At 73.7% G+C, this 20890-nt stretch carries 18 protein-coding genes; 8 read left to right on the forward strand and 10 right to left on the reverse strand.

Going from position 1 to position 20890, the window contains the following annotated elements:
• Positions 1-31: 31 nt before the first annotated feature.
• Complete coding sequence (locus tag J2S41_RS03785) at positions 32-4762, forward strand: ricin-type beta-trefoil lectin domain protein (protein ID WP_310363088.1); 4731 nt, start codon at positions 32-34, stop codon at positions 4760-4762.
• A gap of 51 nt (positions 4763-4813) precedes the next feature.
• Here J2S41_RS03785 and J2S41_RS03790 read toward each other — a convergent pair whose 3' ends face one another.
• Positions 4814-5815 (reverse strand): coiled-coil domain-containing protein, encoded by a 1002-nt coding sequence (locus J2S41_RS03790; protein WP_310363090.1) that lies wholly within the window; start codon positions 5813-5815, stop codon positions 4814-4816.
• A 265-nt stretch (positions 5816-6080) separates the two neighbouring features.
• On the opposite strand from J2S41_RS03790, the gene J2S41_RS03795 reads away from it, so the two are divergent.
• Positions 6081-6809: a maleylpyruvate isomerase N-terminal domain-containing protein gene (locus J2S41_RS03795; RefSeq protein ID WP_310363093.1), complete on the forward strand. Its 729-nt coding sequence runs from the start codon at positions 6081-6083 to the stop codon at positions 6807-6809.
• A gap of 123 nt (positions 6810-6932) precedes the next feature.
• On the opposite strand, the gene J2S41_RS03800 is transcribed toward J2S41_RS03795, so the two are convergent.
• The 5 genes from J2S41_RS03800 to J2S41_RS03820 all read right to left on the reverse strand — a co-directional run bounded on the left by J2S41_RS03800 (position 6933) and on the right by J2S41_RS03820 (position 10410).
• Positions 6933-7175 carry a PspC domain-containing protein gene (locus J2S41_RS03800; protein ID WP_310363095.1) on the reverse strand — a complete coding sequence of 81 codons (243 nt, stop codon included), beginning with the start codon at positions 7173-7175 and terminating at the stop codon, positions 6933-6935.
• A 120-nt stretch (positions 7176-7295) separates the two neighbouring features.
• Positions 7296-7910 (reverse strand): FMN reductase, encoded by a 615-nt coding sequence (locus tag J2S41_RS03805; protein ID WP_310363097.1) that lies wholly within the window; start codon positions 7908-7910, stop codon positions 7296-7298.
• Positions 7907-9022: an LLM class flavin-dependent oxidoreductase gene (locus J2S41_RS03810; protein WP_310376269.1), complete on the reverse strand. Its 1116-nt coding sequence runs from the start codon at positions 9020-9022 to the stop codon at positions 7907-7909. Before J2S41_RS03810 ends, J2S41_RS03805 begins: the two co-directional genes overlap by 4 nt.
• Before the next feature lie 168 nt (positions 9023-9190).
• Positions 9191-9427, reverse strand: a complete 237-nt coding sequence (locus J2S41_RS03815) for a hypothetical protein (RefSeq protein WP_310363100.1) — start codon at positions 9425-9427, stop codon at positions 9191-9193.
• Positions 9428-9591: 164 nt separating this feature from the next.
• Complete coding sequence (locus J2S41_RS03820; RefSeq protein WP_310363103.1) at positions 9592-10410, reverse strand: transglutaminase-like domain-containing protein; 819 nt, start codon at positions 10408-10410, stop codon at positions 9592-9594.
• Positions 10411-10471: 61 nt separating this feature from the next.
• Here J2S41_RS03820 and J2S41_RS03825 point away from each other — a divergent pair, with 61 nt between their 5' ends.
• Together J2S41_RS03825 and J2S41_RS03830 are read left to right on the forward strand one after the other, a co-directional pair.
• Positions 10472-11701, forward strand: coding sequence for a phosphotransferase family protein (locus J2S41_RS03825; protein WP_310363106.1), 1230 nt, complete (start codon positions 10472-10474; stop codon positions 11699-11701).
• 4 nt (positions 11702-11705) lie between these two features.
• Positions 11706-12800, forward strand: coding sequence for a protein-L-isoaspartate O-methyltransferase family protein (locus tag J2S41_RS03830; RefSeq protein ID WP_310363109.1), 1095 nt, complete (start codon positions 11706-11708; stop codon positions 12798-12800).
• On the opposite strand, the gene J2S41_RS03835 is transcribed toward J2S41_RS03830, so the two are convergent.
• Positions 12801-13136: a hypothetical protein gene (locus J2S41_RS03835; RefSeq protein WP_310363112.1), complete on the reverse strand. Its 336-nt coding sequence runs from the start codon at positions 13134-13136 to the stop codon at positions 12801-12803.
• Between the two features lie 147 nt (positions 13137-13283).
• Here J2S41_RS03835 and J2S41_RS03840 point away from each other — a divergent pair, with 147 nt between their 5' ends.
• Positions 13284-15620: a putative bifunctional diguanylate cyclase/phosphodiesterase gene (locus tag J2S41_RS03840; protein ID WP_310363114.1), complete on the forward strand. Its 2337-nt coding sequence runs from the start codon at positions 13284-13286 to the stop codon at positions 15618-15620.
• Positions 15621-15628: 8 nt separating this feature from the next.
• On the opposite strand, the gene J2S41_RS03845 is transcribed toward J2S41_RS03840, so the two are convergent.
• Entirely contained in the window at positions 15629-17170 is a 1542-nt protein-coding gene (locus J2S41_RS03845) for a phospholipase D family protein (protein ID WP_310363117.1), read from the reverse strand.
• A gap of 143 nt (positions 17171-17313) precedes the next feature.
• Here J2S41_RS03845 and J2S41_RS03850 point away from each other — a divergent pair, with 143 nt between their 5' ends.
• Positions 17314-17439: a hypothetical protein gene (locus tag J2S41_RS03850; RefSeq protein ID WP_310363119.1), complete on the forward strand. Its 126-nt coding sequence runs from the start codon at positions 17314-17316 to the stop codon at positions 17437-17439.
• A 72-nt stretch (positions 17440-17511) separates the two neighbouring features.
• Here J2S41_RS03850 and J2S41_RS03855 read toward each other — a convergent pair whose 3' ends face one another.
• On the reverse strand, positions 17512-17973 hold the full coding sequence (locus tag J2S41_RS03855; protein WP_310363121.1) for a MarR family winged helix-turn-helix transcriptional regulator: 462 nt from the start codon (positions 17971-17973) through the stop codon (positions 17512-17514).
• A gap of 59 nt (positions 17974-18032) precedes the next feature.
• On the opposite strand from J2S41_RS03855, the gene J2S41_RS03860 reads away from it, so the two are divergent.
• Positions 18033-18611 carry a DUF1684 domain-containing protein gene (locus J2S41_RS03860; protein ID WP_310363125.1) on the forward strand — a complete coding sequence of 193 codons (579 nt, stop codon included), beginning with the start codon at positions 18033-18035 and terminating at the stop codon, positions 18609-18611.
• Between the two features lie 101 nt (positions 18612-18712).
• Positions 18713-19195, forward strand: coding sequence for a hypothetical protein (locus J2S41_RS03865; protein WP_310363127.1), 483 nt, complete (start codon positions 18713-18715; stop codon positions 19193-19195).
• Here J2S41_RS03865 and J2S41_RS03870 read toward each other — a convergent pair.
• Positions 19179-20834: a CATRA conflict system CASPASE/TPR repeat-associated protein gene (locus tag J2S41_RS03870; RefSeq protein WP_310363129.1), complete on the reverse strand. Its 1656-nt coding sequence runs from the start codon at positions 20832-20834 to the stop codon at positions 19179-19181. The genes J2S41_RS03865 and J2S41_RS03870 overlap by 17 nt on opposite strands.
• Positions 20835-20890 lie beyond the last annotated feature (56 nt).

Consider the following 20890-nt stretch of genomic DNA (forward strand, 5'->3'; position numbering starts at 1 on the left):
GAGGATTTCTGTGAGATCGATACGGGGGACGGTGGCCGGGGTTCTGGCCGCCGCTCTCGCCGGTGGCGGGCTCGTGGCCGGTGCCACGCCCGCGTCGGCCGAACCCGATAACCGTGCCGGCTACGTACAGCCGGACGTGCCGCGGGCACTCGACGTCGGGCTGCTGCCCGCCATCGGCGACCGGCGGTTCAGCACGGTCGAGACGCCGGCCCGGGACGACGCCGGGCGTACGTTCGTCTACGTCGAGGGCGCGTCGGCGGCCGAGGCCGTCGAGGACGCCGGCGGGGAGGTTCTGCAGACCAGCGGTAACCGCGTCCGCGCGGCGGTGCCGGGCACGAACCTGGTCACGCTCGCGAAGCAGGACGGGGTCTCCTCCGTACGCCAGCCCGACCGCGCCTTCCCGCTGGCCGTCACGTCCGAGGGTGTCGAGACGTCCGGTGCCGGTGCCTGGAAGCGCAGCGGCAAGACCGGTGCCGGGGCGAAGGTCGGCGTCGTCGACATCGGCTTCGACGGCCTCGCGGACGCGCAGGCGGCCGGCGAGGTCCCGGCGAACGCCACGCTGCACCCGGCGGACTGCCCGGCGGAGAACGGCTCCTCCCACGGCACCGCCGTGACGGAGATCGTGCACGACATGGCGCCGGGCGCGACGCTGTTCCTGGCCTGCGCGCCCGACTCGATGACGTTCGCGTCGGCCGTGGACTGGATGATCGCCCAGGACGTCGACGTCGTGGCCGGTGCGGTCGGCTTCCCGAACACCGGCCGCGGCGACGGCACCGGGATCGCCGGTTCGCCGGCGGCCGCGGTGCGCAAGGCCCGGGACGCGGGCATCCTGTGGGTCGCCGGCGCCGGCAATCAGGCCCAGTTGCACTGGGGCGGCGCCGCGGCCGACGCCAACGCCGACGGGTACGTGGAGGTCGGCGGCGCCGCGCAGGGCAACGGGTTCACGATCCCCGCCGGCGGCACCTCGACCGTGAGCCTGCGCTGGGACGCCTGGCCCACCACCCGGCAGGACCTGGACCTCGTGGTGATGTCGGTGAACCGGCGTCCGACCGGGCCGGGCGACGCCGCGATCGTGGCCCAGTCGACGAACCCGCAGGCGGACGCGGCGGAGGCGCTGCCGCCGACCGAGCAGGTCACGCTCGAGAACAAGACCGGCGGCGCACAGACCTACTGGATCTATACGGCCGCCCGCGCGTCGTACCCGCAGACCAAGGCCGATGTGTTCGTCATGGGCGACGCGATGAGCCTGTCCTACCCGGTGGCCGCCGGCAGCCTGCTGGAGCCGGCCACGTCGCCGTACGCCATGGCCGTCGGCGCGTCGCAGACCGGGAGCGGCGCGGTGGACGCCTACAGCTCCCGCGGGCCGACCGTGGACGGGCGTACCAAGCCCGACATCACCGGTCCCGCGGGCGTGAGCACGTACACGTTCGGTCCCGCGCCGACGATGGCCGGGACGTCGTCAGCCGCGGCACACGTCGCCGGCGCGGCCGCGCTGCTCAAGGGCGCCAACGGCGCGCTGGACGCGGCGGCCCTGCAAAGCCTGCTGGAGGCGCGGACCAGCCCGTCCAGGTACGACAGCGACTGGGGGCACGGCCTGCTGGCGCTCGGCGCCCCGGATACCCCGCAGACGCCGCAGACCGGCGGGTTCACGCCCGTCCAGCCGATCCGCATCCTCAAGGACGCGCCCCTGGCCGCCGGCGAGGTGCGGACCCTGTCGAGCACGGCACCCGCCGGGGCGACGGCCGTCGTGCTGAACGTGACCGCGTGGGGATCGACCACCGCTACGCGGATCGAGGTCTACCGGGACGCCGACACCGCATCGGGCCTGCCCACCATCGATCTGGCGGCCGGCGACAAGCGGACCGCGATGGCGATCGTCCCGCTGTCCGCGGCACGCACTGTCACGATTCGCAGCGACGCCGGAGCCGCGACCGTCAACGTCGATCTCCAGGGCTACTTCAGCCCGGCCGGCGCCGGCACCTACTTCACGCCGAACGCGCCGGTGCGGCTGCTCGACACCCACACCGCGACCGGCGGGCACAAGCGCCCGTTCGGTGCCGCCGAGGAGTACGCGCTCCAGGTGCGTGGCGTGGCGGGTGTGCCGGACAACGCGACGTCGGTGTTGCTCGACGTGACGCTCTCCGAGAACAGCGAGGACACGTACGTCCAGCTGTACCCGCAGCTGCTTCCCGACGCGGCGAACGTGGAGGCGGGCCCGGTCTCCAACAGCGTGCGCGGCAACCTGGCGGTCACCGGCATCGGCGACGACGGCAGGATCCGCATCCGCAACGCCCGCGGTAACACCGCGCTGGCCATCGACCTGATCGGCTGGTTCGCACCCGGCACCGGCGCCCGCTACGTGCCGCTGCCCCGGACCGCGAAGGTGCTGGACACCCGCACCGGCACCGGTGCGCCGATCGGTGCGCTCGGCCAGGGCGCGACGACCACGGTGTCGCTCAGCGGTGTCGCGGGCGTGCCCCGTGACGTGGCCGCGCCGGTCCTCGCCGTGTCGGCCACCGGCGACGGCGCGGGTGCGGTCACCGCCCGCCCGGCCGGTAAGGCACTGCCGTGGACGACCGGTCTGCAAGGGCTGCGCCCGGCCCGGACCACCACGGGCACGCTGTTGCCCCGCGCCGACGGTGCGGGCGCGGTGGAACTGCGCACGGACGCGGGTACGACCGAGATCGTCGCCGGGGTGTCCGGCTACTTCGTCGGCGGCGCGGCCGTGGCGGACCCGGCCGGGTCCTGCGCGGTCGGGCCGGAGCCCGGGTTCACCGCGCTCTACGACGGGCGCTCGCCGCTGAGCGCGGAGTGGCGTGCCGCCGGGTCGGGCGCCACGAAGACCGAGGCCAACTGCGAGCTCACCTCGGCGCCGAACAACTCGTTGCAGTGGTTCTCGGCCCGGGCCCTGCCGGCCGCGTACACCCTGCGGCTGGACTACCGGGCGTCCGGCGCCGGCGCCGATGCCGGCGTGATGATCGGGTCCGCCTCGCCGCTGACCGGCAGTTTGACCGAGGGCGGTGGATACGAGGTGCAGATCAAGCCGGACGGCGTGGGCACCACCGCGACCGGGGCGATCGAGAGCACCCAGGCGCCGGCCACGGGCGCGGAGAAGCCGGCCGGCCAGTGGAACGCGATGGAGATCACGGTCAACGGCAAGCGGGTGACGGTCAGGCTCAACGGCACCGTCGTCAACGACTTCGTCGCCACCGCCGACACCCGGCTGCTCGACCCGGGCTTCGTCGGCCTCCAGGGCAGCTCCACCACCGCGCCGGTGTCGTTCCGCAACGTGCGGGTCCGCGTCGACCGGGCGGCGACCCGGTTCGGGGAGATCCGCACCGCGGCCGACACCTGCATCGACGTGATCAACGCGACGCGGGCGGCCGGTACCCAGTTCCAGGCGATCGTCTGCAAGGCCAACGACGCACAGCTGTTCACCCTCCCGGGCGACGGCACGCTGCGGATCTTCGGACTCTGCGTGGACGCCAACGGGCCGGTCCGCAACGGCGCGAATCGGTCCCCGCACACCGCCACCTGCACCGGCGCCGCGACTCAGCAGTGGCAGTACCGGGCTGACCGCACGCTCTACAACGCCGCGAACAACGTGTGTCTCGACTCACCGACCTCGCCGGTGTCGGGATCGATGGCGCTGTGGACCAACGGCTGCCACGGCGCGTCGAACCAGCAGTGGAAGCTGCCGACCGGCCGTGCCGCGTTCGGCCCGCTGGTGAAGAACGGTTACTCGAACCTGTGCCTCGACATCCTCAACGAGACCGCGGCCGTCGACGCGCAGGTGCAGATGGTCAACTGCAAGCGTGACATCGGCGCACAGCAGTTCACCCTCCCCGGCGACGGCACGCTGCGCATCTACGGCTTCTGCGTGGACCAGAACGGACCGGTCCGTTCCGGTACCGACAAGTGGCTGAAGCTCAGCGTCTGCACCGGTGCCGCGTCGCAGCAGTGGGTCGTCCGGCCGGGTGACGAGCTGTACAACCCGGCCAGCAACTCCTGCATGGACTACGCGGTCGGCAGCGGGATCCGGGTGTCGTCCTGGACCTGCAACACGACGTACAACCAGTGGTTCGCCATGCCGTGGTCCGGGGTCGACGGCACCCTCACCAAGGGCGCGCCGGCCACGCCCGTGGCGTCCTGGGCGATGGACGAGAACAACGGCACCACGCTGGCCGACGGCTCCGGCAACGGCCGGCCCGCGGCCTTGACCAGCGGCACCTGGACGACCGGCCACACCGGCGCGGCGGTCGAGTTCAACGGCACCGGCACGGTGGCGAGCACGGCCCGCACGGCGCTACAGACCAACCGGTCGTACAGCGTGTCGGCCTGGGCGAAGATCAATCCCACCACCGGTACGCGGACGATCGTTTCCCAGGACGGCTCCGGGCGTAACCCGTTCTCGCTCAGCGCCAACGCCAACACGCCCGAGTGGCAGTTCCTGGTCACGCAGACGTCGGCGTCCACGTACACGAAGGTCAGCGCCGGCGCGGGCAGCATGGTCGCCAACCGCTGGACACATCTGGTCGGCGTCTACGACGCCGAGGCGGGCGAGATCCGGCTGTACGTCGACGGCGAGCTGAAGGGTGCCACGGACGTGGCGCCGTTGTGGCTGGCCGGCGGCAACTCGGTCGTCGGGCGAGGCTGGTACGACGGTAAGGCGACGGACTGGTTCCCGGGCGCGATCGACGACGTACGTCTCTACCAGGGGGTCCTCACCCAGCAGGAGATCACGGCGCTGAGCCGCGTCTGAGCATGCGAAGGGCCGCCGGGCTGATGCCCGGCGGCCCTTTCACGACCGGTGTCAGACGATCGACATGTGGACGTGGTCCTCGTGGGTGCTGTCGCCCGAGTACGGGCTCCAGCCGGTGGCGGGGAACCACACCATCCTGTTCCAGATGACGTAGAGGATGCCGAGGCGGTCCGCGTTGCGGACCAGGAAGGCCATCAGGTCGTTGCCGTACTGCAGCTCGTCGTTGTTCGACCAGACGGCGAAGCCGCTGCGGCGCAGTGACCAGTCGCAGGCACGGCCCTTCGGGTGCTCCCAGATGTCGCCGGTGCGGAAGCAGCCGACGAAACGGTCGAAGCCGGCCTTCTTCACCTCGTTGTACGCATGCAGCGTGCGCGGTGTCAGGCAGCCGCTGGTGGTCGGGTCGTCCTCGGAGCAGGACTCCGACGGCCAGCCGCCGCTGCTCGTGCGCGGGGCCGGGGCCGCGACCGGCGAGGTGGCGGTGACCAGGCCCTGCGTGGTGGCGTTGCCGCCGACCAGCGCGAGCGCCTTCTCCGCCTCCTTCTTCTGCTTGTCGATCGCGGCGAGCGCCTTCTGCTCCTCCGCGACCTCCGCGTCCAGCTCGGCCTTGGCGCGGTCGATGGTGTCGCGCGCCTCGATGTAGTCGTGCAGTTTCGCGTCGTTGTGCGCGGCCAGCTCGTTGATCGAGGTCATCCGGGCCATGAACCCGGTCGGGTCCGCGCTGCCCAGCATCAGGCTCGGGCCGGTGAGCCGGCCCTGCCGGTACTGCCGGGAGGCCATCTCGCCGACCTGCTTGGTGAGCAGGTCCAGGTCGGCCTGGGCCTTGGTCAGCTTCTTGGTGATCTCGCCCTGCTTCTTCTTGGACGCGTCCAGCACGGCCTTGGCCTCGAGGTACCGCTTGCCGGTCGACTCCAGAACGTCACCGAGCGTGGCGTTGCCGGCCTCGTCCGGGCCGTTCGGCTCCGCGCTCGCGGGGGAGAGCGGCGCGGTCAGCAGTGCCACCGCGGTGGCGACCGCGGCGACCGCTGCGGCGCATCGACGACCGAGTGGGGTCATCAGAACGGATTCCTCTCGTCGTGCTGGGAAGCCCTCGCGGCGGAGTTGATCCGCCTTCCCTGGAGTTACGGAGTCGGAGGCGAGGCGGTTCGAATCCGCCGGGCCCGCGCAGAGAGCGTCACGGCAAAGAAGGGTACGTCACCGTCCGGACGAACGCGTAGCTCAGGGCGCCTGTCCACGCACCGTGACCGTCAAATATGCGGTGCGCGTCGGCCGTACCCGATAATGTGTCTCGTCTATGCGTAGTGAACGATTCAGAGAGTGCTTGGACGCTGACGCGACCCGACTGCGGGCGGCGATCGCCGCGGCCCCCTCCGCGCCGGTGCCGACCTGTCCCGGGTGGAGCGCGACCGATCTGGCCGACCACGTGACCCACGTGTACCGGCACAAGACGGTCATCCTGCGGACCGGCGCGTTCCCCGAGGAGCTGCCGCCGGCGCCGCCGGGCGACGCGCTGGCCCGGCTCGACGCCGCGTACGCGGAGCTGGTGGCGGCGCTGGCCGCGCGCGAGCCGGGCGAGGCCGTGGCGACCTGGGACCCGGCGGATCAGACGGCCGGCTTCTGGATGCGGCGGATGGCGCACGAGACCGTGATCCACCGGGTGGACGGCGAGCTGGCGGCCGGGCTGCCGCGCGCGCCGATCCCGGCGGACCTGGCGGTCGACGGCGTGGACGAGGTGCTGGTCCGGTTCCTCGAGCACGGCTCGCGGCACTGGCCGGACGACTTCGGCGACGCGCTCGCCGCACTGGACGGCCGCGCCGTCCGGGTGTCCACCACCGCGGGCGGGTCCTGGCTGGTCCGGCTCGCCCCGGACGGCGTCACCGTGACCCCGGACGCCCCGGCGGCCTCGGACGCCGCGGCCGAGGTCACCGGCGATCCGGTGGACGTGCTGCTCTGGCTGTGGCGCCGCGGCGGCGCGGACGGCCTGATCGCCACCGGCGACGCCGCCCTGATCGGCGAACTCCACGAGCTGATGGCCAAGCCCACGCTGTAGACCGGCGGCGGGATGAGAAGGGGGCCGCCCGCCACGTCACCCGTCGGTTCTCGGCGCGCGGGGTGCGGGCGGGCGGCCGTGACCCGGCCGGCCTCGGGGAGCGGGACCGGCCGGGAGCCGGGGTCACATGCCGGGCGCGGCCGGGTGGAGGTCCTCGGACTCGTTCGGCATCACGATCCAGAGCAACGGGTAGATCAGTAGCTGGCTGCCCGGGACGGTGAGCAGGACCAGGACGAAGAGCAGCCGCGCGACGTTGGCGTCCAGGCCGAAGCGCCGCCCGAGCCCGGCGCAGACGCCGGCCAGCAGACGGCCCTCGCGCGGCCGGACCAGGCCCTGACTGCGGAAGTGGGTGTGCACGCTCGCCATGTTCGGATCACTCCTTGTGGGATGTCGCAGGTGCTCGCCTGCTGACTCCACGGTCTCCGAAAGCGGCGTACCCGACATCGGGGAACGGCCCCATCCGTCCCCCGATGTCCGGGCTCAGGGTCAACCCAGAAGCTGGTCGAACGACGGCGCCGACTCGAACGGGTCGACCACGGTCACCGGCTCGCGCGCCGTGATCAGCGCGGCCAGCTCGCCGGCCGCGCGGTCGACGCGCCGGGCCAGGCCCTGGTGTGCCTTGCCGCCGCCGCTGCCCCAGTCCTCGGAGGCCGCGTAGACGCCGGTCGGCACCACCACGGAGCGCAGGTAGGCGAAGAGCGGCCGGACCGCGTGCTCCAGCACCAGCGAGTGGCGCGGCGTGCCGCCGGTCGCACCGATCAGCACCGGCTTGTCGGCCAGCGCCTCCTCCTCGACCACGTCGAAGAACGACTTGAACAGGCCGCTGTACGACGCGCGGAACGTCGGCGTGACCACGATCAGCCCGTCCGCCGCCGCCACCGCGTCCAGCACCTCCCGGAGCCCGGTGGGGGCGAACCCGGTGAGCGTGTTGTTGACCACGTCGTGCGCGTGGTCACGCAGTTCGACCGTGCGGACCTCGACCTCCTCGCCGCGGGCGCGCAGCTCACGCGTGGCCGCGGTGGCGAGGTGGTCGGCGAGCAGCCGGCTGGACGAGGGCTGGCTCAGCCCGGCGCTCACCACGACCAGTCTGCGGGTGTTCATGACCGCACCTCCTCCAGGGCGTCCTGGTTCTCGGCCGCGACCGCGGCGGCGGCCAGCATCGACGCGTGCGTGGGCGCGTCCGGCACGTGCGCCGGCCGGCCGATCTCGAACTCCTCGCGCAGCACCGGCAGCACCTCCTCGCCGAGCAGGTCGAGCTGCTCCAGGACGGTCTTCAGCGGCAGGCCGGCGTGGTCGACCAGCAGCATCAGCCGCTGGAAGTCGCCGAAGTGGGTGCGGTAGCTGAGCAGCCGCTCGATGATCTGCTGCGGGCTGCCCACGGTCAGCGGCGTCTCCCGGCTGAAGTCCTCCAGGCTCGGGCCGTGGCCGTAGACCGGCGCGTTGTCGAAGTACGGCCGGAACTCGTTCACCGCGTCCTGCGAGTTCCGCCGCATGAAGATCTGCCCGCCGACGCCCACGATCGCCTGGTCCTCCGCGCCGTGGCCGTAGTGCGCGAACCGCTTCCGGTAAAACTCGATCATGCGCTTGGAGTGGTCGAACGGCCAGAAGATGCCGTTGTGCAGGAAGCCGTCCCCGTAGTAGGCGGCCTGCTCGGCGATCTCCGGGCTGCGGATCGAGCCGTGCCAGACGAACGGCGGCACGCCGTCCAGCGGCCGCGGCGTGGACGTGAAGCCCTGCAGCGGCGTACGGAACTTGCCCTCCCAGTCCACGACGTCCTCGCGCCACAGCCGGCGCAGCAGCCCGTAGTTCTCGATCGCGAGCGGGATGCCGGCCCGGATGTCCTGGCCGAACCACGGGTAGACCGGGCCGGTGTTGCCGCGGCCCATCAGCAGGTCCACCCGGCCGTCCGCCAGGTGCTGGAGCATCGCGTAGTCCTCGGCGATCTTCACCGGGTCGTTCGTGGTGATCAGCGTGGTCGCGGTGGAGAGGATCAGCCTCTCCGTCCGCGCCGCGATCCAGCCGAGCATGGTGGTGGGCGAGGACGGCACGAACGGCGGGTTGTGGTGCTCACCGGTCGCGAAGACGTCCAGGCCGACCTCCTCCGCCTTCAGCGCGATCTGCATGATCGCCTTGATGCGCTCGTTCTCCGTGGGGGTCCGCCCGTTCGTCGGGTCGGTGGTCACGTCGCCCACGGAGAAGATCCCGAACTGCATTGGCATGGTCCCGCCTCCGTCGTACCGCTGGTCGTTCAAATCTTAACTATTACGTCGGCAAGTAACCAGGCCCGGACCCGCGCTATTCCACCCCGGACCGCTCCCGGCGAGACGCGCCTCACATCGGAGCGCCGTCCCCACGCCCGTGGTCACGCGGGGACGGCGTTCTCATCTCCGTAGTGGCAGAGCCGTCACGCGAACGTAGATTTCGCGAACCGCCCCTGCGTCCGTCGGTGCGCGGCGGCAGAGGCCACGCACCCGTACCCACAGCTCTCCGTCGAGCGTCACCCGTTCCAGGATCTGCTCGACGACGATCGACAACTGCCCCACGCCGAACTTGTAGTCCTGATCCCTCAGCGTGAGCTCGTCGCCCGGCCGAAGCCGGTACTTCGCGTTGCCGGTCATCCGGCCGCCTCCGAGGACACGGCCGTTCTCTTCCAGTGTTGGTGCACAGCGACGCTCCCTAATGGGCGGAGCGCCGCCAGGTGGCTGGCTCGCAGAGGACATCCTGCCGGATGCGGGCGGATTTCGCGGTACCGCCACCCGAACGGCTGATCACCCCTGCGGGGTCAGCGCAGCGAGACGGGCTCGCCGGGGTCGTCGCCGGGCAGGTCGCCGTCCGCCACGGCCAGCACCTCCATCCGGGTCATGGTGAGGCGGCCCCCGGTGAGCAGCGTGGAGAACGCCACGTCCGCCGCGTCCCGGCCGGTGGCGATGCGGATCATCGAGGCGCGCGGCGCCAGGCCGGTGGCGTCCACGATCCGCCACACGCCGTCCACGGCCACCTCGCTGACCAGGTGGAAGTCCATCGGCGCCAGGCCGGGGGCGTAGACCGCGGCGACCCGGGCCGGCACGCCGGACGCGCGGACCAGCGCGGTCACCAGGTGCGCGTAGTCGCGGCAGACGCCGGCGCCGGCCAGCAGCGTGTCCGCCGCGTCCGTGCTGGAGTCGCTGACCGGCGCGTAGCGCAGGTGGCCGCGGACGAACTCGGTCACGTCCCGGACGATCTCCGCGTCCGTGCCGCCGAACCGGCGCGCCGCGAACCCGGCCATCCGGTCCGACGGGCAGTAGCGGCTCGGGCGCAGCGCCTGCACGCGGGCCGGCGCGGAGACCCGGCGGGGCGGTGCGGCGTCCCGGCGTACCGTGGCGGTGTAGCGCACGCGCAGCGCGCCCGGCGTGGCCCGGACCAGGTGCTGACGGCCGCCGTGGTGGGACGCCGGGATCGTCTCCGCCTCGGCCTCCGCGTCGTCCACCGTGACGGTCAGCCGCTCGTCCGCGTGCACCGCGCCGCCGGTCGTCACCGCGATCTGGAACACGAACTCGGTGGGGGAGTCCACTGTGTAGTCGAGCGTGCAGGCGACGCTGCCGCCGTCCGGGTGAGAGGTCACAGCACACGGTAACCGCCTGGCGTGTCAATGTTGTGTCCCGCGGTTGGTAGGTTCACCGGTCATGTCCCGCGTCGTCACGCTCGTGCTCGTCGATCCCTCCGGTGCCGTGCTCGGCGCGCTGCCGCCGTACGAGGTGCCGATGCCGTGGTGGCAGGAGGTGGCGGACGTGGTCGACGGCGCCCGCCAGCACTACGGCGTGGACGTCACCGTGCTCCGCCTGCTCCGCGCCTCGCGCGACCGCCCGCACGGCGGCGCGGTGGTCTACGCGGCCGAACTCCGCGGTCCCGGCACACCGTCGATCGTGGACGCCGCCCCGGCCGACACGGCCGCGCTCGCCCCGCACGCGCGGCGAGCGCCCTGGGCCGAGCCGGGCGGCGCGCACGCCACGCTGAGCTGGGCCGCGGACCGGCTCGCCGCGCGCGGGCGGCTGGTCGCCCGGACCGTGCAGCAGCGCACCTGGAACCTCTCCGCGATCTGGCGCCTGGAGACGGTCTCCGCGGGCGACACCGCGCCGGTCGACGCGCCGCACCCGGTCGACCTGGCCCGCGAGACGGCCTGGGTCAAGCAGGTACCGCCGTTCTTCGCGCACGAGGGCGCGGTGCTGCGCTGGCTCGGCGAGGCGCTGCCCGGCACCGCGCCCGCGCTGCTCGCCGAGGAGCCGGGCCGGCTGCTGCTCGCGCACGTGCCGGGCGTCGGGCGGTACGAGGCCGACGCCACCGAGCTCGACGAACTGGCCCGGGACATGCACCGCGTCCAGGTGCGCGCCGCCCGCGACCTGGAGACGCTGCTGGCCGCGGGCCTGCCGGACCTGCGCGCGCCCCGGCTCGCCGAGCGCGTGCGCGCGGTGGTGGCGGCGTACGCGCCGGACGACCCGGCCCTGACCGCGCTCACCGACGGGCTGGAGGCGCGGCTCGCCGCGGTCGCGGAGTGCGCGCTGCCCGACACGCTGGTCCACGGCGATCTCCACCCGGGCAACGCGATCGGCGCGCACGACGGCCGGGTGATCATCGACTGGGGCGACGCGTTCGCCGGGCATCCCGCGTTCGACATCCTGCGGCTCACCGCGGGCGTACCGGAGGCGCCCGCGCTGATCGAGTCGTGGGCCGCGCGGTGGCGCGCCGACGTGCCCGGCTGCGACCCCGAGCACGCGGTCGCGCTGCTGGCCCCGGTCGCGGCGCTGCGCAACGCCGCCGTCTACGCCGGGTTCCTCGCCGCGATCGAGCCGTCCGAGGCGCCGTTCCACGCGGCCGACGTACCGTTCTGGCTCGACGCCGCGCGTGCACTACTGTGAACGGATGCCCGGCATGGACCGGTACCTGGAGGAGTTGCACGCCGCCGGCGTGCTGACCGACCCGGCCCTGGCCGCCGCGTTCCGGGCCGTACCCCGGGAGATCTTCCTGGCCTCGGGTTTCCATCGCCCCGACGGGCGCGTCCTCCCCGGCGACCCCGGCTTCCTGGAGACGGTCTACCGCGACACGGTCCTGGTCACGAAGGTCCACGACGGCGTGCCGGTCAGCTCGTCGAGCCAGCCCTCGCTGATGGCGGAGATGCTGACCGCACTGCACGTCGCGCCCGGCCACCGAATCCTGGAGATCGGCGCCGGCACCGGCTACAACGCCGCGCTGCTGGCCGCGCTCGGCGCGGACGTGACCACCGTCGAGGTGCAGGAGGACGTCGCCGCCGCGGCCGCGTCCGCGCTGGACCGGGCGGGCGTGACCGGCGCCCGGGTGCTGCGCGCGGACGGCTGGGACGGCGCGCCCGACCTCGCCCCGTTCGACCGGATCATCGTGACCGTCGGCATCACCGGCGTGTCCGCCGCGTGGCCGGACCAGCTCGCACCCTCCGGCATGATCGTGGCCCCGATCGCGCACGGCGGCCTCCACCCGGTGATGACGGTCCACGGCACGCCATCCGGCCCGCGCGCCCGGCCGGTCTCGGCGGCCGGTTTCATGACCGCGGCCGGCCCGCTGTCCGCGCCGCACGCGGGCTCGCACCCGCCGCCGGTCCGGGTGCCGCTGCCCTCGCCCGCGGCGGGCCCGTCGCTGCCCGCGCTGAACGCCCGCGACTATCACTCGCTGTGGTTCGCCGCGGCGGTCTGGGACCGGCGGGTGACCTCGGTCCCGGCGCTGCACGCGGACCAGTTGGGCGGATTCGGGCTGTACGAGCCGGGGCCGCCGCCGTCGCTCGCCGCGCTGCTGCCGGACGGCCACCTCCGCACGCTCGGCCCGGCCGGCGACCGCCTCCGCCACGACCTGGCGGCGCTGGCCGACCGCTGGCTCACCGCCGGCTCACCGCCACTGACCTCGTGGACGGCCACCCTGACGCTCGCCGGCGACCCCACCCGGCCGATCCGGGTCCCCGCGGCCTTCGCACCGGCCACGTACGAGTAGTCATCGACGCACACCCCGGCGTCCGTCCCATCGGAACAGCCGGAGGTGTGCGGCGATCCGTTCCAGCCGGCCGGTGGTGCCGGCGGCGCGGACCAGCGTCAGCGTCCCGGGCGAGACCGGGACCAGCACGCCGGGGTACGCGCCGGTCCGGAGCGCGGCCGGCGCGTGGGTGCCGAACACCGGCACGACCGGGTGCGGCACGCCGGGCCGGTCGCCGGCGCCGATGCGACGCGGCCGGGCGGGCGTGGCCGGCAGCGGGCGCGGGCCGCCGAAGGTGACCACCGCCGCCAGCGCGGCGCCGGCCAGCGTCAACGAGAAACACCTGGTACGCATCATGACCGCCTCCTTGATCCGGTCCGTGAAGACTCGCGCCCGCGGCTGTCCGCGGCTGCGGTGGCGGCTGTGCACCCCCGGTGCGACGCGAACGCTCAGCTGCGGCCTTCACCGGTCGATGTCGAGGTCAGGGACCGGAGGAGGACCGCGATGGGCGGGGGTGGGGCGGCGCGGCGGCCGGCACCGCTGCTGGCCGTCGCCACGCTGCTCGCGTTCTGGTCGGCCGGCTGGTTCACGGTGTCGCTGGCGCACCCGTTCACGCCCGCGTTCGTCGGCTGGCTCGCCCCGCCGCTGCTGCCGCTGGTGGGCGCCGCCGCATGCCGGCGGGCCGCGGCCGCGGACCGGCGGCGCGGCGTGGTCCGGCGGTTCTGGCGGCGGTTCGCGCTGGCGTCCGCGTTGGCCGGCCTGGCCGCGGCCGGAAACGCCATGGCCGGAATCGGTGCGACCGGGAACGGTGTGCACCGGCCCGCGGAGCCGGCCGGCCCGTTCGTCGTCGCGCTCTACCTGGCCGGCGTGGTGGTGGCGCTGTGGGCGCTGCTCGGCCTGCCGGTGCGACGCGCCCGCCGGGCCGGTCCGCGGCTCGCCATGGACATGACGATCGTGCTGCTCGCGACCGGTCTCTTCCTCTGGTACGGGGTGCTGCGGCACACCGGCGGCGGCACGCTCTCGTCCGGCGCGCTGGCGGCCGTGCTGGTGCTCGGCACGCTCGGCGTGGCCGCCCTGGTCGCGTTCGCCACGCTCGAGGTCGGCCGCGCGGACGGGGTGGATCCGCGATCGCTCTACCTGCTCGCGGCCGCGCTCGCCGGCGGGATCGCGGCCGGCGCGCTGCACCCGCTGCTGGGCGCCCGCGCCGACCTGCACCCTGCCCAGCTCGCGCTGCCGGTCACGTACCTGCTGATCACCGTGGCGGCGGACCGGCAGCGCCACGCCGCCGGCCGGGCCGGGTCCGCGCGAGGGCGGCGCGAGTCGTCCGGGCTGTGGCCGTTCGTGGCGGTCGGCGGCACCGGCGTGTTGCTGGTGACGGTGAGCTGGGACGATCCTGACGCGCGCGTGGTCGCGCTGGTGTCGATGGCGCTGACCGGCATCGTGATGGCCCGGCAGCTACTGGCGCTGGCCGAGAACGGCCGTCTGCTCGCCCGCGTCGACGCCAGCCTCCAGGAGCTGCGCCGGGTGCAGGACGAGCTGACCACGCAGGCCACCCATGACGCGCTGACCGGCCTGGCGAACCGGACGCTGTTCGAGCGGCGCACCCGTGCGGCGATGGACCAGCTGAGCGGCGACGAGGTGCTGCACGTGGCGCTGATCGACCTGGACGACTTCAAGGGCGTCAACGACCGGCTCGGCCACGCGGTCGGCGACGCGCTGCTGGCCGTGGTCGGCGAGCGGCTCCAGGGCTGCGTGCGGAGCGGCGACACCGTGGCCCGGCTCGGCGGCGACGAGTTCGCGATGATCCTGGAGGACGCCACGCCGGACGCCGCCACCACGGTGATGACGCGCGTGGCCGAGGTGCTCGGCCAGCCGATCTCCGCGGCCGGCCACGATCTGCTGGTCCGGGCCAGCGTGGGCCTCGCCCAGGCCGGCGTCGGCGGCACCCCGGACGAGTTGCTGCGCCGCGCCGACGTGGCCATGTACGCGGCGAAGGCGGCCGGCAAGGGCCGCTACGCGTACTACAGCCCGGACCTCGACGCGCATCAGGCCGCGGACGCCCAACTCGCCGCGGACCTGCAACAGGCGATCGATTCCGCCCAGTTCGACCTGCTCTACCAGCCGATCGTGCGGCTCGCGGACCGCCGCTGGATCGGCGCGGAGGCGCTGGTCCGCTGGCGGCACCCGGTCCGCGGCCTGATCAGCCCGGAGGAGTTCCTGTCCACCGCGGAGCGCACCGGCCTGATCGTCCCGCTCGGCGACTGGGTGCTGCGCGAGGCCTGTGCCCAGGCGGTCCGCTGGCGTACCGCGCTGGGCGACGCCGCGCCCACGATCGGCATCAACGTCGCCGACCGCCAGCTCCGGGAGACCGGCTTCGCGGCCCGCGTCGCCGAACTGCTGCGCGCGTCCGCGCTGCCGGCGTCCGCGCTCTCGGTGGAGATCACCGAGGCGACCGCGCTCGGCGGCGGCTCCGCCATCGCCATGGTCGGCGAGCTGAGCCGGCACGGCATCCGCGTGACGCTCGACGACTTCGGCGCGGGTGCCTCGTCGCTGGATCTGCTGCGCCGCGCGCCGGTGCACGGCCTCAAGATCGACAAGGCGTTCGTCCGGGGCCTGGAGGCGGGCACCGGTACGCAGGAGTTCGTCATCTCCGCGGCGCTGGTACGGATCGCGGCCGGCCTGAGCCTGACCGCGTCCGCCGCCGGGGTGGAGACGGCCGGTCAGGCGGAGGCGCTGCGCGACATGGGGTACCTCTCGGCGCAGGGCTACCACTTCGCGCCCCCGCTCCCGGCGGAGGAGTTCACCCACCACGTCAGCCCGTCCTCCGCCTCGCTGTCCTGAGCGCCGCCTCACCAGGTGTTCGCGCGTCGGTCGCGCAGCGGGCGACCGTCCGGGTCGTAGACCAGGCGGTACGCCGGGAGCGCCCACGCCCTGGTGAGCGGCCCGAGCCGTTCCGGGCGGTGCGGGCGCAACCGGCCCGGCGGGCGCGGACCCGTCCGGCCGCCGGCGTGCCACTCGTCCAGCCGGCGCGCGGACTCGGTGATCGCGGCGATGGCGGAGGCGGGGTCGATCAGGTCCGCGTCGTCGCCGTCGGCGCGGTCCAGGTGCTCGCGCCACAGCCGCAGCCGCAGGTCGCGCGCGAACGTACCGCCGGGATCGAGGACCGCGCAGGAGAGCTCGCTGTCGTGGGTCCACGATCGGCGGTTGAAGTTGTCGCTGCCCACGCTGGCCCAGACGTCGTCCGCCACGCACACCTTGGCGTGCACGTAGACCGGGTCGCCGGCGTGGTTCTCCACGTCGAACACGTGCACCCGGTCGCCGCCGGCCCGCCGGCAGACGGCGATCGCCTCGGCGCGGCCGACCAGGTTCGGCGGGAGCGCGAACGCGCCGTCCACGTCCGGGTGGCGCGGCACCACCGCGACCAGGTGCAGGCCGGGGTTGGCCCGCAGCGCGTCCGCGAACAGCGTCGCCACCTCGGCCGACCACAGGTACTGGTCCTCCAGGTAGATCAGCCGGCGCGCCCGCCGGATCGCCTTGGTGTAGCCGCGGGCCACGGTCCGCTCGCCGTCCGGCGCGAACGGGTAGCCGCGGTCGAGCGTCAGGTCGGGATAGGTGCGCAGCACCTGGACGGCGTGCGGCCCGCACTCCGGCGGGTCCGGCAGCGGTTCGGGCAGCGAGTCCGCGTGCAGGTCGGCGCCGGCGCTGAGGTCGCGCGCCCAGGCGAGCGGGCTGCGCGCGTCCAGCGGGTGCGGGTCCGTCCACCGCTCGCGGAACGTCAGGTCCAGCGCGCCCACCACCGGGCCGCGCAGCATCAGCTGCACGTCGTGCCAGGGCGGATGCTCGCCGTAGCGCGGCGACATCCGTACCGCCTGGGGGTCTCCGTGGTGCGCGGCCGTGTCCCGGCGGCTGTGGCAGAGGTCGATGCCACCGGCGAACGCGACGTCCCGCTCCGGCGCGCCCGGATGCCGGAGCACGACCAGCTTCTGATGGTGCGAGCCGCCGCGCCGGACCCGCTGGTCCAGCAGCACCTCGCCGCCCGCGGCCGCGACCGACTCGCCGAGGTGCCGGTTCTCCTCCTCGGAGTACTGGAGCCTGTCCAGGTGCGAGCGCCACATCAGGCCCTTGACGATCACGCCGCGCCGGGCCGCGGCGGAGAACAGCTCCGCGACCGTCGGCCCGTCCGGGCGCAGGCGCTCGTCCGGGTCGCCGCGCCAGTCCGTGAAGAACAGGTGGTCACCGGCCCGGAGCGCCGAAATCTCCGTTACCAGGTGATCGAAGTATGAATCTCCGTGAACAAGTGGTTCTGCGAGGTTGCCGGTGGTCCAGGTGGGTATAGCGCTGGACGGGTTACCTCGTTCCCGTTCGGTGAGAAACCACTCCTCGACGTCCACGCGGTTACCTCCGAGGTCGGCGACGTCCTCGGTAATCCCCCCGCACCCCCTGGCCCGAAACGCCGCTGGCACGAAACCAGGATCACCGCCCTCCGGCCGCGCCCTACCGTGATAGACGCAGCCGGGTCCTGAAGGAGAGACCGATGACCACCGAAGCCGCCACCACCGAGACCGCCAAGCCCGAGGTCGACTCCGAGCGTCCCCTGCTCATCGCGATGGCCCTGATGGTGTCGCTGGGCACCGTCGCGATGTACTTCATGGTCGGCTGACCACGATCGAGACCTCACGAGGGTACGGCTGGAGCGCGCCGCACCGGAGCCCGGTGCGGCGCCCGTACCGTCTCATCGCGTCTGGCGGAGCCTCGCCTGGAGTCGGGTGAAGACGCGGGTCAGCACCTCGGTCTCGGCCTCGTCCAGATCGTCCATCAGGTAGCGGCGCACCGCCGTCAGATGCCCGGGTGCGGCCCGGCGCAGTTGGTCCAGCCCTTCATCGGTGAGCACCGCCTCGCTGCCCCGGCGATCGTCCGGGCACGGCTGACGGCGCACGAGCCCCCGCTTCTCCATCGCCGAGATCTGGTAGGTCAGCCGGCTCGGCGAGAAGACCAGCCGGCTGGCGATCTCCCCCATCCGCAGCCGCCGTTGCGGCGCCTCGCTGAGCAGCACCAGCACGTGGTAGTCGGAGATGCTCAGCCCGGTATCCGCCCGCAGCTCGTCGTCCAGCCGGGTCTGCAGGTGCCAGCTACCGTCGATCACCGCGCGCCAGGCGCGCAGCTCGGCCCCGTTCAGCGGAAGCGTGTCGCTCACGCTCGCCAGCGTACTCGTTAAAATCTGAACGACCACTCCATCGGGGTACGGTGGTGATCATGGATCTGCTGGACCTGGCCGACTGGCGCGAGCGGGTCGCCGCACTCTACCTCTCCGACCTCGACCTGCTCGGCTTCCGCGCCGCCCGCGACGACCTCTTCGCCACCCATCCCCAGTCCCCGATCGCCGGCCCGTTCTCCGGGCTGCGCTACTTCCCGCCCGACCCGGCCTTCGTGGCCGAGTGCGAGGTGCGCCCCGCCCCGTCCACCGAGCCCCTGGAGATCGACACCGGCGGCGAGGACGGCGTGATCAGCTACCGCCGCCTGGGGGTCGCGGCCACGCCGTGGGGGGACCTCACGCTGTTCTGGATCTCCGCGTACGGCGGCGGCCTGTTCCTGCCGTTCCGCGACGCGACCGCGCCCGCCGAGACCTACGGCGCCGGCCGCTACCTCGCCGACACGGTCAAGGGCACGTTCGGCCGCGGCCTGACGCTGCTCGGCCCCGACCGCGTCCGCCTCGACTTCAACTACGCCTACAATCCGTCCTGCGTCTACGACGACCGCTGGGCCTGCCCGCTCGCGCCACCGGAGAACCGCCTGACCGTCCCGATCCGCGCGGGCGAACGCAACTACCACTGATCGGCCGCTCCGGTTTCGCTGATCGGGGTGTGCCGCGCGCGGTATCGTCGGGGTTCCCCTGGTTTGGCTGGATCCATCACTGATGTGACGGAGGACGGCCCATGTCCACGATCATCCGCGGCGCGATCGTCTGCGCGCTGCTGACCGCGGCGGCGCCGTATCCCGCGTCCGCGGCGACCGCGTACCGGGGTTGCGGCACCGCCCGGTCCGACTGGGTGGTGTGGCAGTACGGCTACCTCGGCGACGTCTCGGTCACCACGGCCGACGGCGAGGCGCCCGCCCGGACGCACCACCGCTACCTGGACGTGCTGCCGGACGGCGAGGTGGCGCTGCGGACCCCGGACCACGACGTGTTCGAGGGTCACGGCACGTTCGCCGGCGACTCGCCCCGGATCTGGGAGCGCGGCCTCACCTGGGAGGTCCCGCGCACCCGCTGGACGCCGGGCGGCACCGCGTCGTTCCTCGGGCCGCGCTGCCGGCAGGGCACCACGATCGTCGAGTCCGCCATCTACCGCTTCGAGGCGGCCGACGCGGACCACACCGGCGTGACCACGGTCTGGGGCGTGCTCACCCGCGACGGGTGAGCGCCGGCCCCGGCGTCCACAGCCAGGCGCGGGCCTGGTACGACTTGACCAGCACCGCGGTCTCGGCGAAGTCGGTGGGATCGAGGCGGGCATGGCCCTCCGCGACCGTGAACGGGTAGAGGCGGTCGGAGACGAGCGCGGCGAGCAGCAGGCCCGGGTCCCGCTTCATCACGTCGCGCAGCGGTGCGCTGTCGACCAGGCGGCTGGTCTCGATGACGGTGGCGTCGGACCAGCCGAGCGCGGCCACCCGCACCGTGCCGATCGAGACTCCCATCCGCAGGCGCAGGGCCTCGGCGTACCGGCGCCGCTCCGCCCGCAACGCGCCGGCGGTGCCGTGCAACAGCTGGGCGAGCGTGCGGGGCAGGTCCAGGTCGGCGGGGAGCACCACGTTGATGCCGTCGCCGGTGCCCTGGTGGTCGGTGTCGGCCAGGGTCAGGTGCATGTCGCCCAGCACCTCGCCGATCACGTCGGCGATCCGGCGCTGGCAGAGGTCACGGCCGGCGGCGTCGTTGCCGCTGTAGCCGACGGCGTCGACCGTGAAGCTCATCCGGAGCGCGTGCTGCGGCGTGCGCGCACGCGGCACCCGGGCCGGCTCGTCCTGCCGGGTCTCGGCCGGCGGCGCCGGGATGGACCCCGTGGTGGCCCTGCCCGGTGCCGGAGCGGCCGGCTCCGCGCGGACGGAGGGCTCCACGGTGCGTGGCCCGCTCGCCGGCGCGAAGAGATCGCCGACCGGGCCCGCCTCGCGCAGCAGGTTCTCCAGCCCGGTCCTGGCATCCTCCAGCTGCCGCGTCAGCCACTCGCCGAACCGCCGGTCGTCCGTCACCGGGTCCAGCGGGCCCTCGCCGCGCATCTCCGCGGATTCCGCCACCGTGGTCAGTGCGCGCAGCGCGGTGGCCGAGGCCGCGTGCATGGAGTACAGCCGGGCGAAGTCGGCCCGGAGGCTGTCCCGCCCCGGCCGCGCGTCCCGCAGCGCCATGATCCGCCGCTGCTCGCCGGTCCAGACCCGGTAGTGGTAGCGCAGCACCGCGGCGTGCATCAGGTACCGGCCCAGCGGCGGGAGTTCGTGCCCGGCACCCCAGGCGATCGCGTCCAGATTCGTCCCCGCCAGCACCAGCCGCCGGTCGCGCCGGGTGTCCTGACGCGGCGACAGCTCCCAGGCGCAGGCGTGCGCGCCGAACCACACGCGGCTGTCCTGCCAGCCCACGTGGGTGACGATCGGCGGCAGGGCGTCCCGGGCCGGCGGGTACGCCGGTTGCGCCGCCGGCATGCGGTAGACCCGCGCCGTGCCGATCAGCGCGTCCACGCCGCCCGCGGTGGCGTCGTCGAGCCAGCGGTCCAGGTCCACCCAGCCGGTGTCGCCCGCAGCGGGCAGCGCGGCCGAGAGGACCAGCACGTCGCGGACGCGCCGCAGGACCGCGCGGAAGCCGTCGTCGCCGGGCCGCTCCCGGGCCGCCAGCGCGGTCACCCGCGGGCCGCCGCGCCAGTCGGGCGGCGTGATCGGCAGCGCCGAGCCGTGCACCGGCGACTCCATGCCGAGCACGCCGCCGCAGGCGGACCAGAGCGCCCGCAACTGGTGCTGGGCCAGCGGGGCGGCGGGACCGTCGAGCGGCGCGAACGCGTGCAGGACCAGTGAGGTCACGGCGTCCACTCTAGATAACGCGATCTGCGTCACCAAGAGGCTACGGATCGTAGGGA

Origin of the sequence: Catenuloplanes atrovinosus (genome assembly GCF_031458235.1) — a bacterium.
In the GTDB taxonomy this organism is placed as follows: domain Bacteria; phylum Actinomycetota; class Actinomycetes; order Mycobacteriales; family Micromonosporaceae; genus Catenuloplanes; species Catenuloplanes atrovinosus.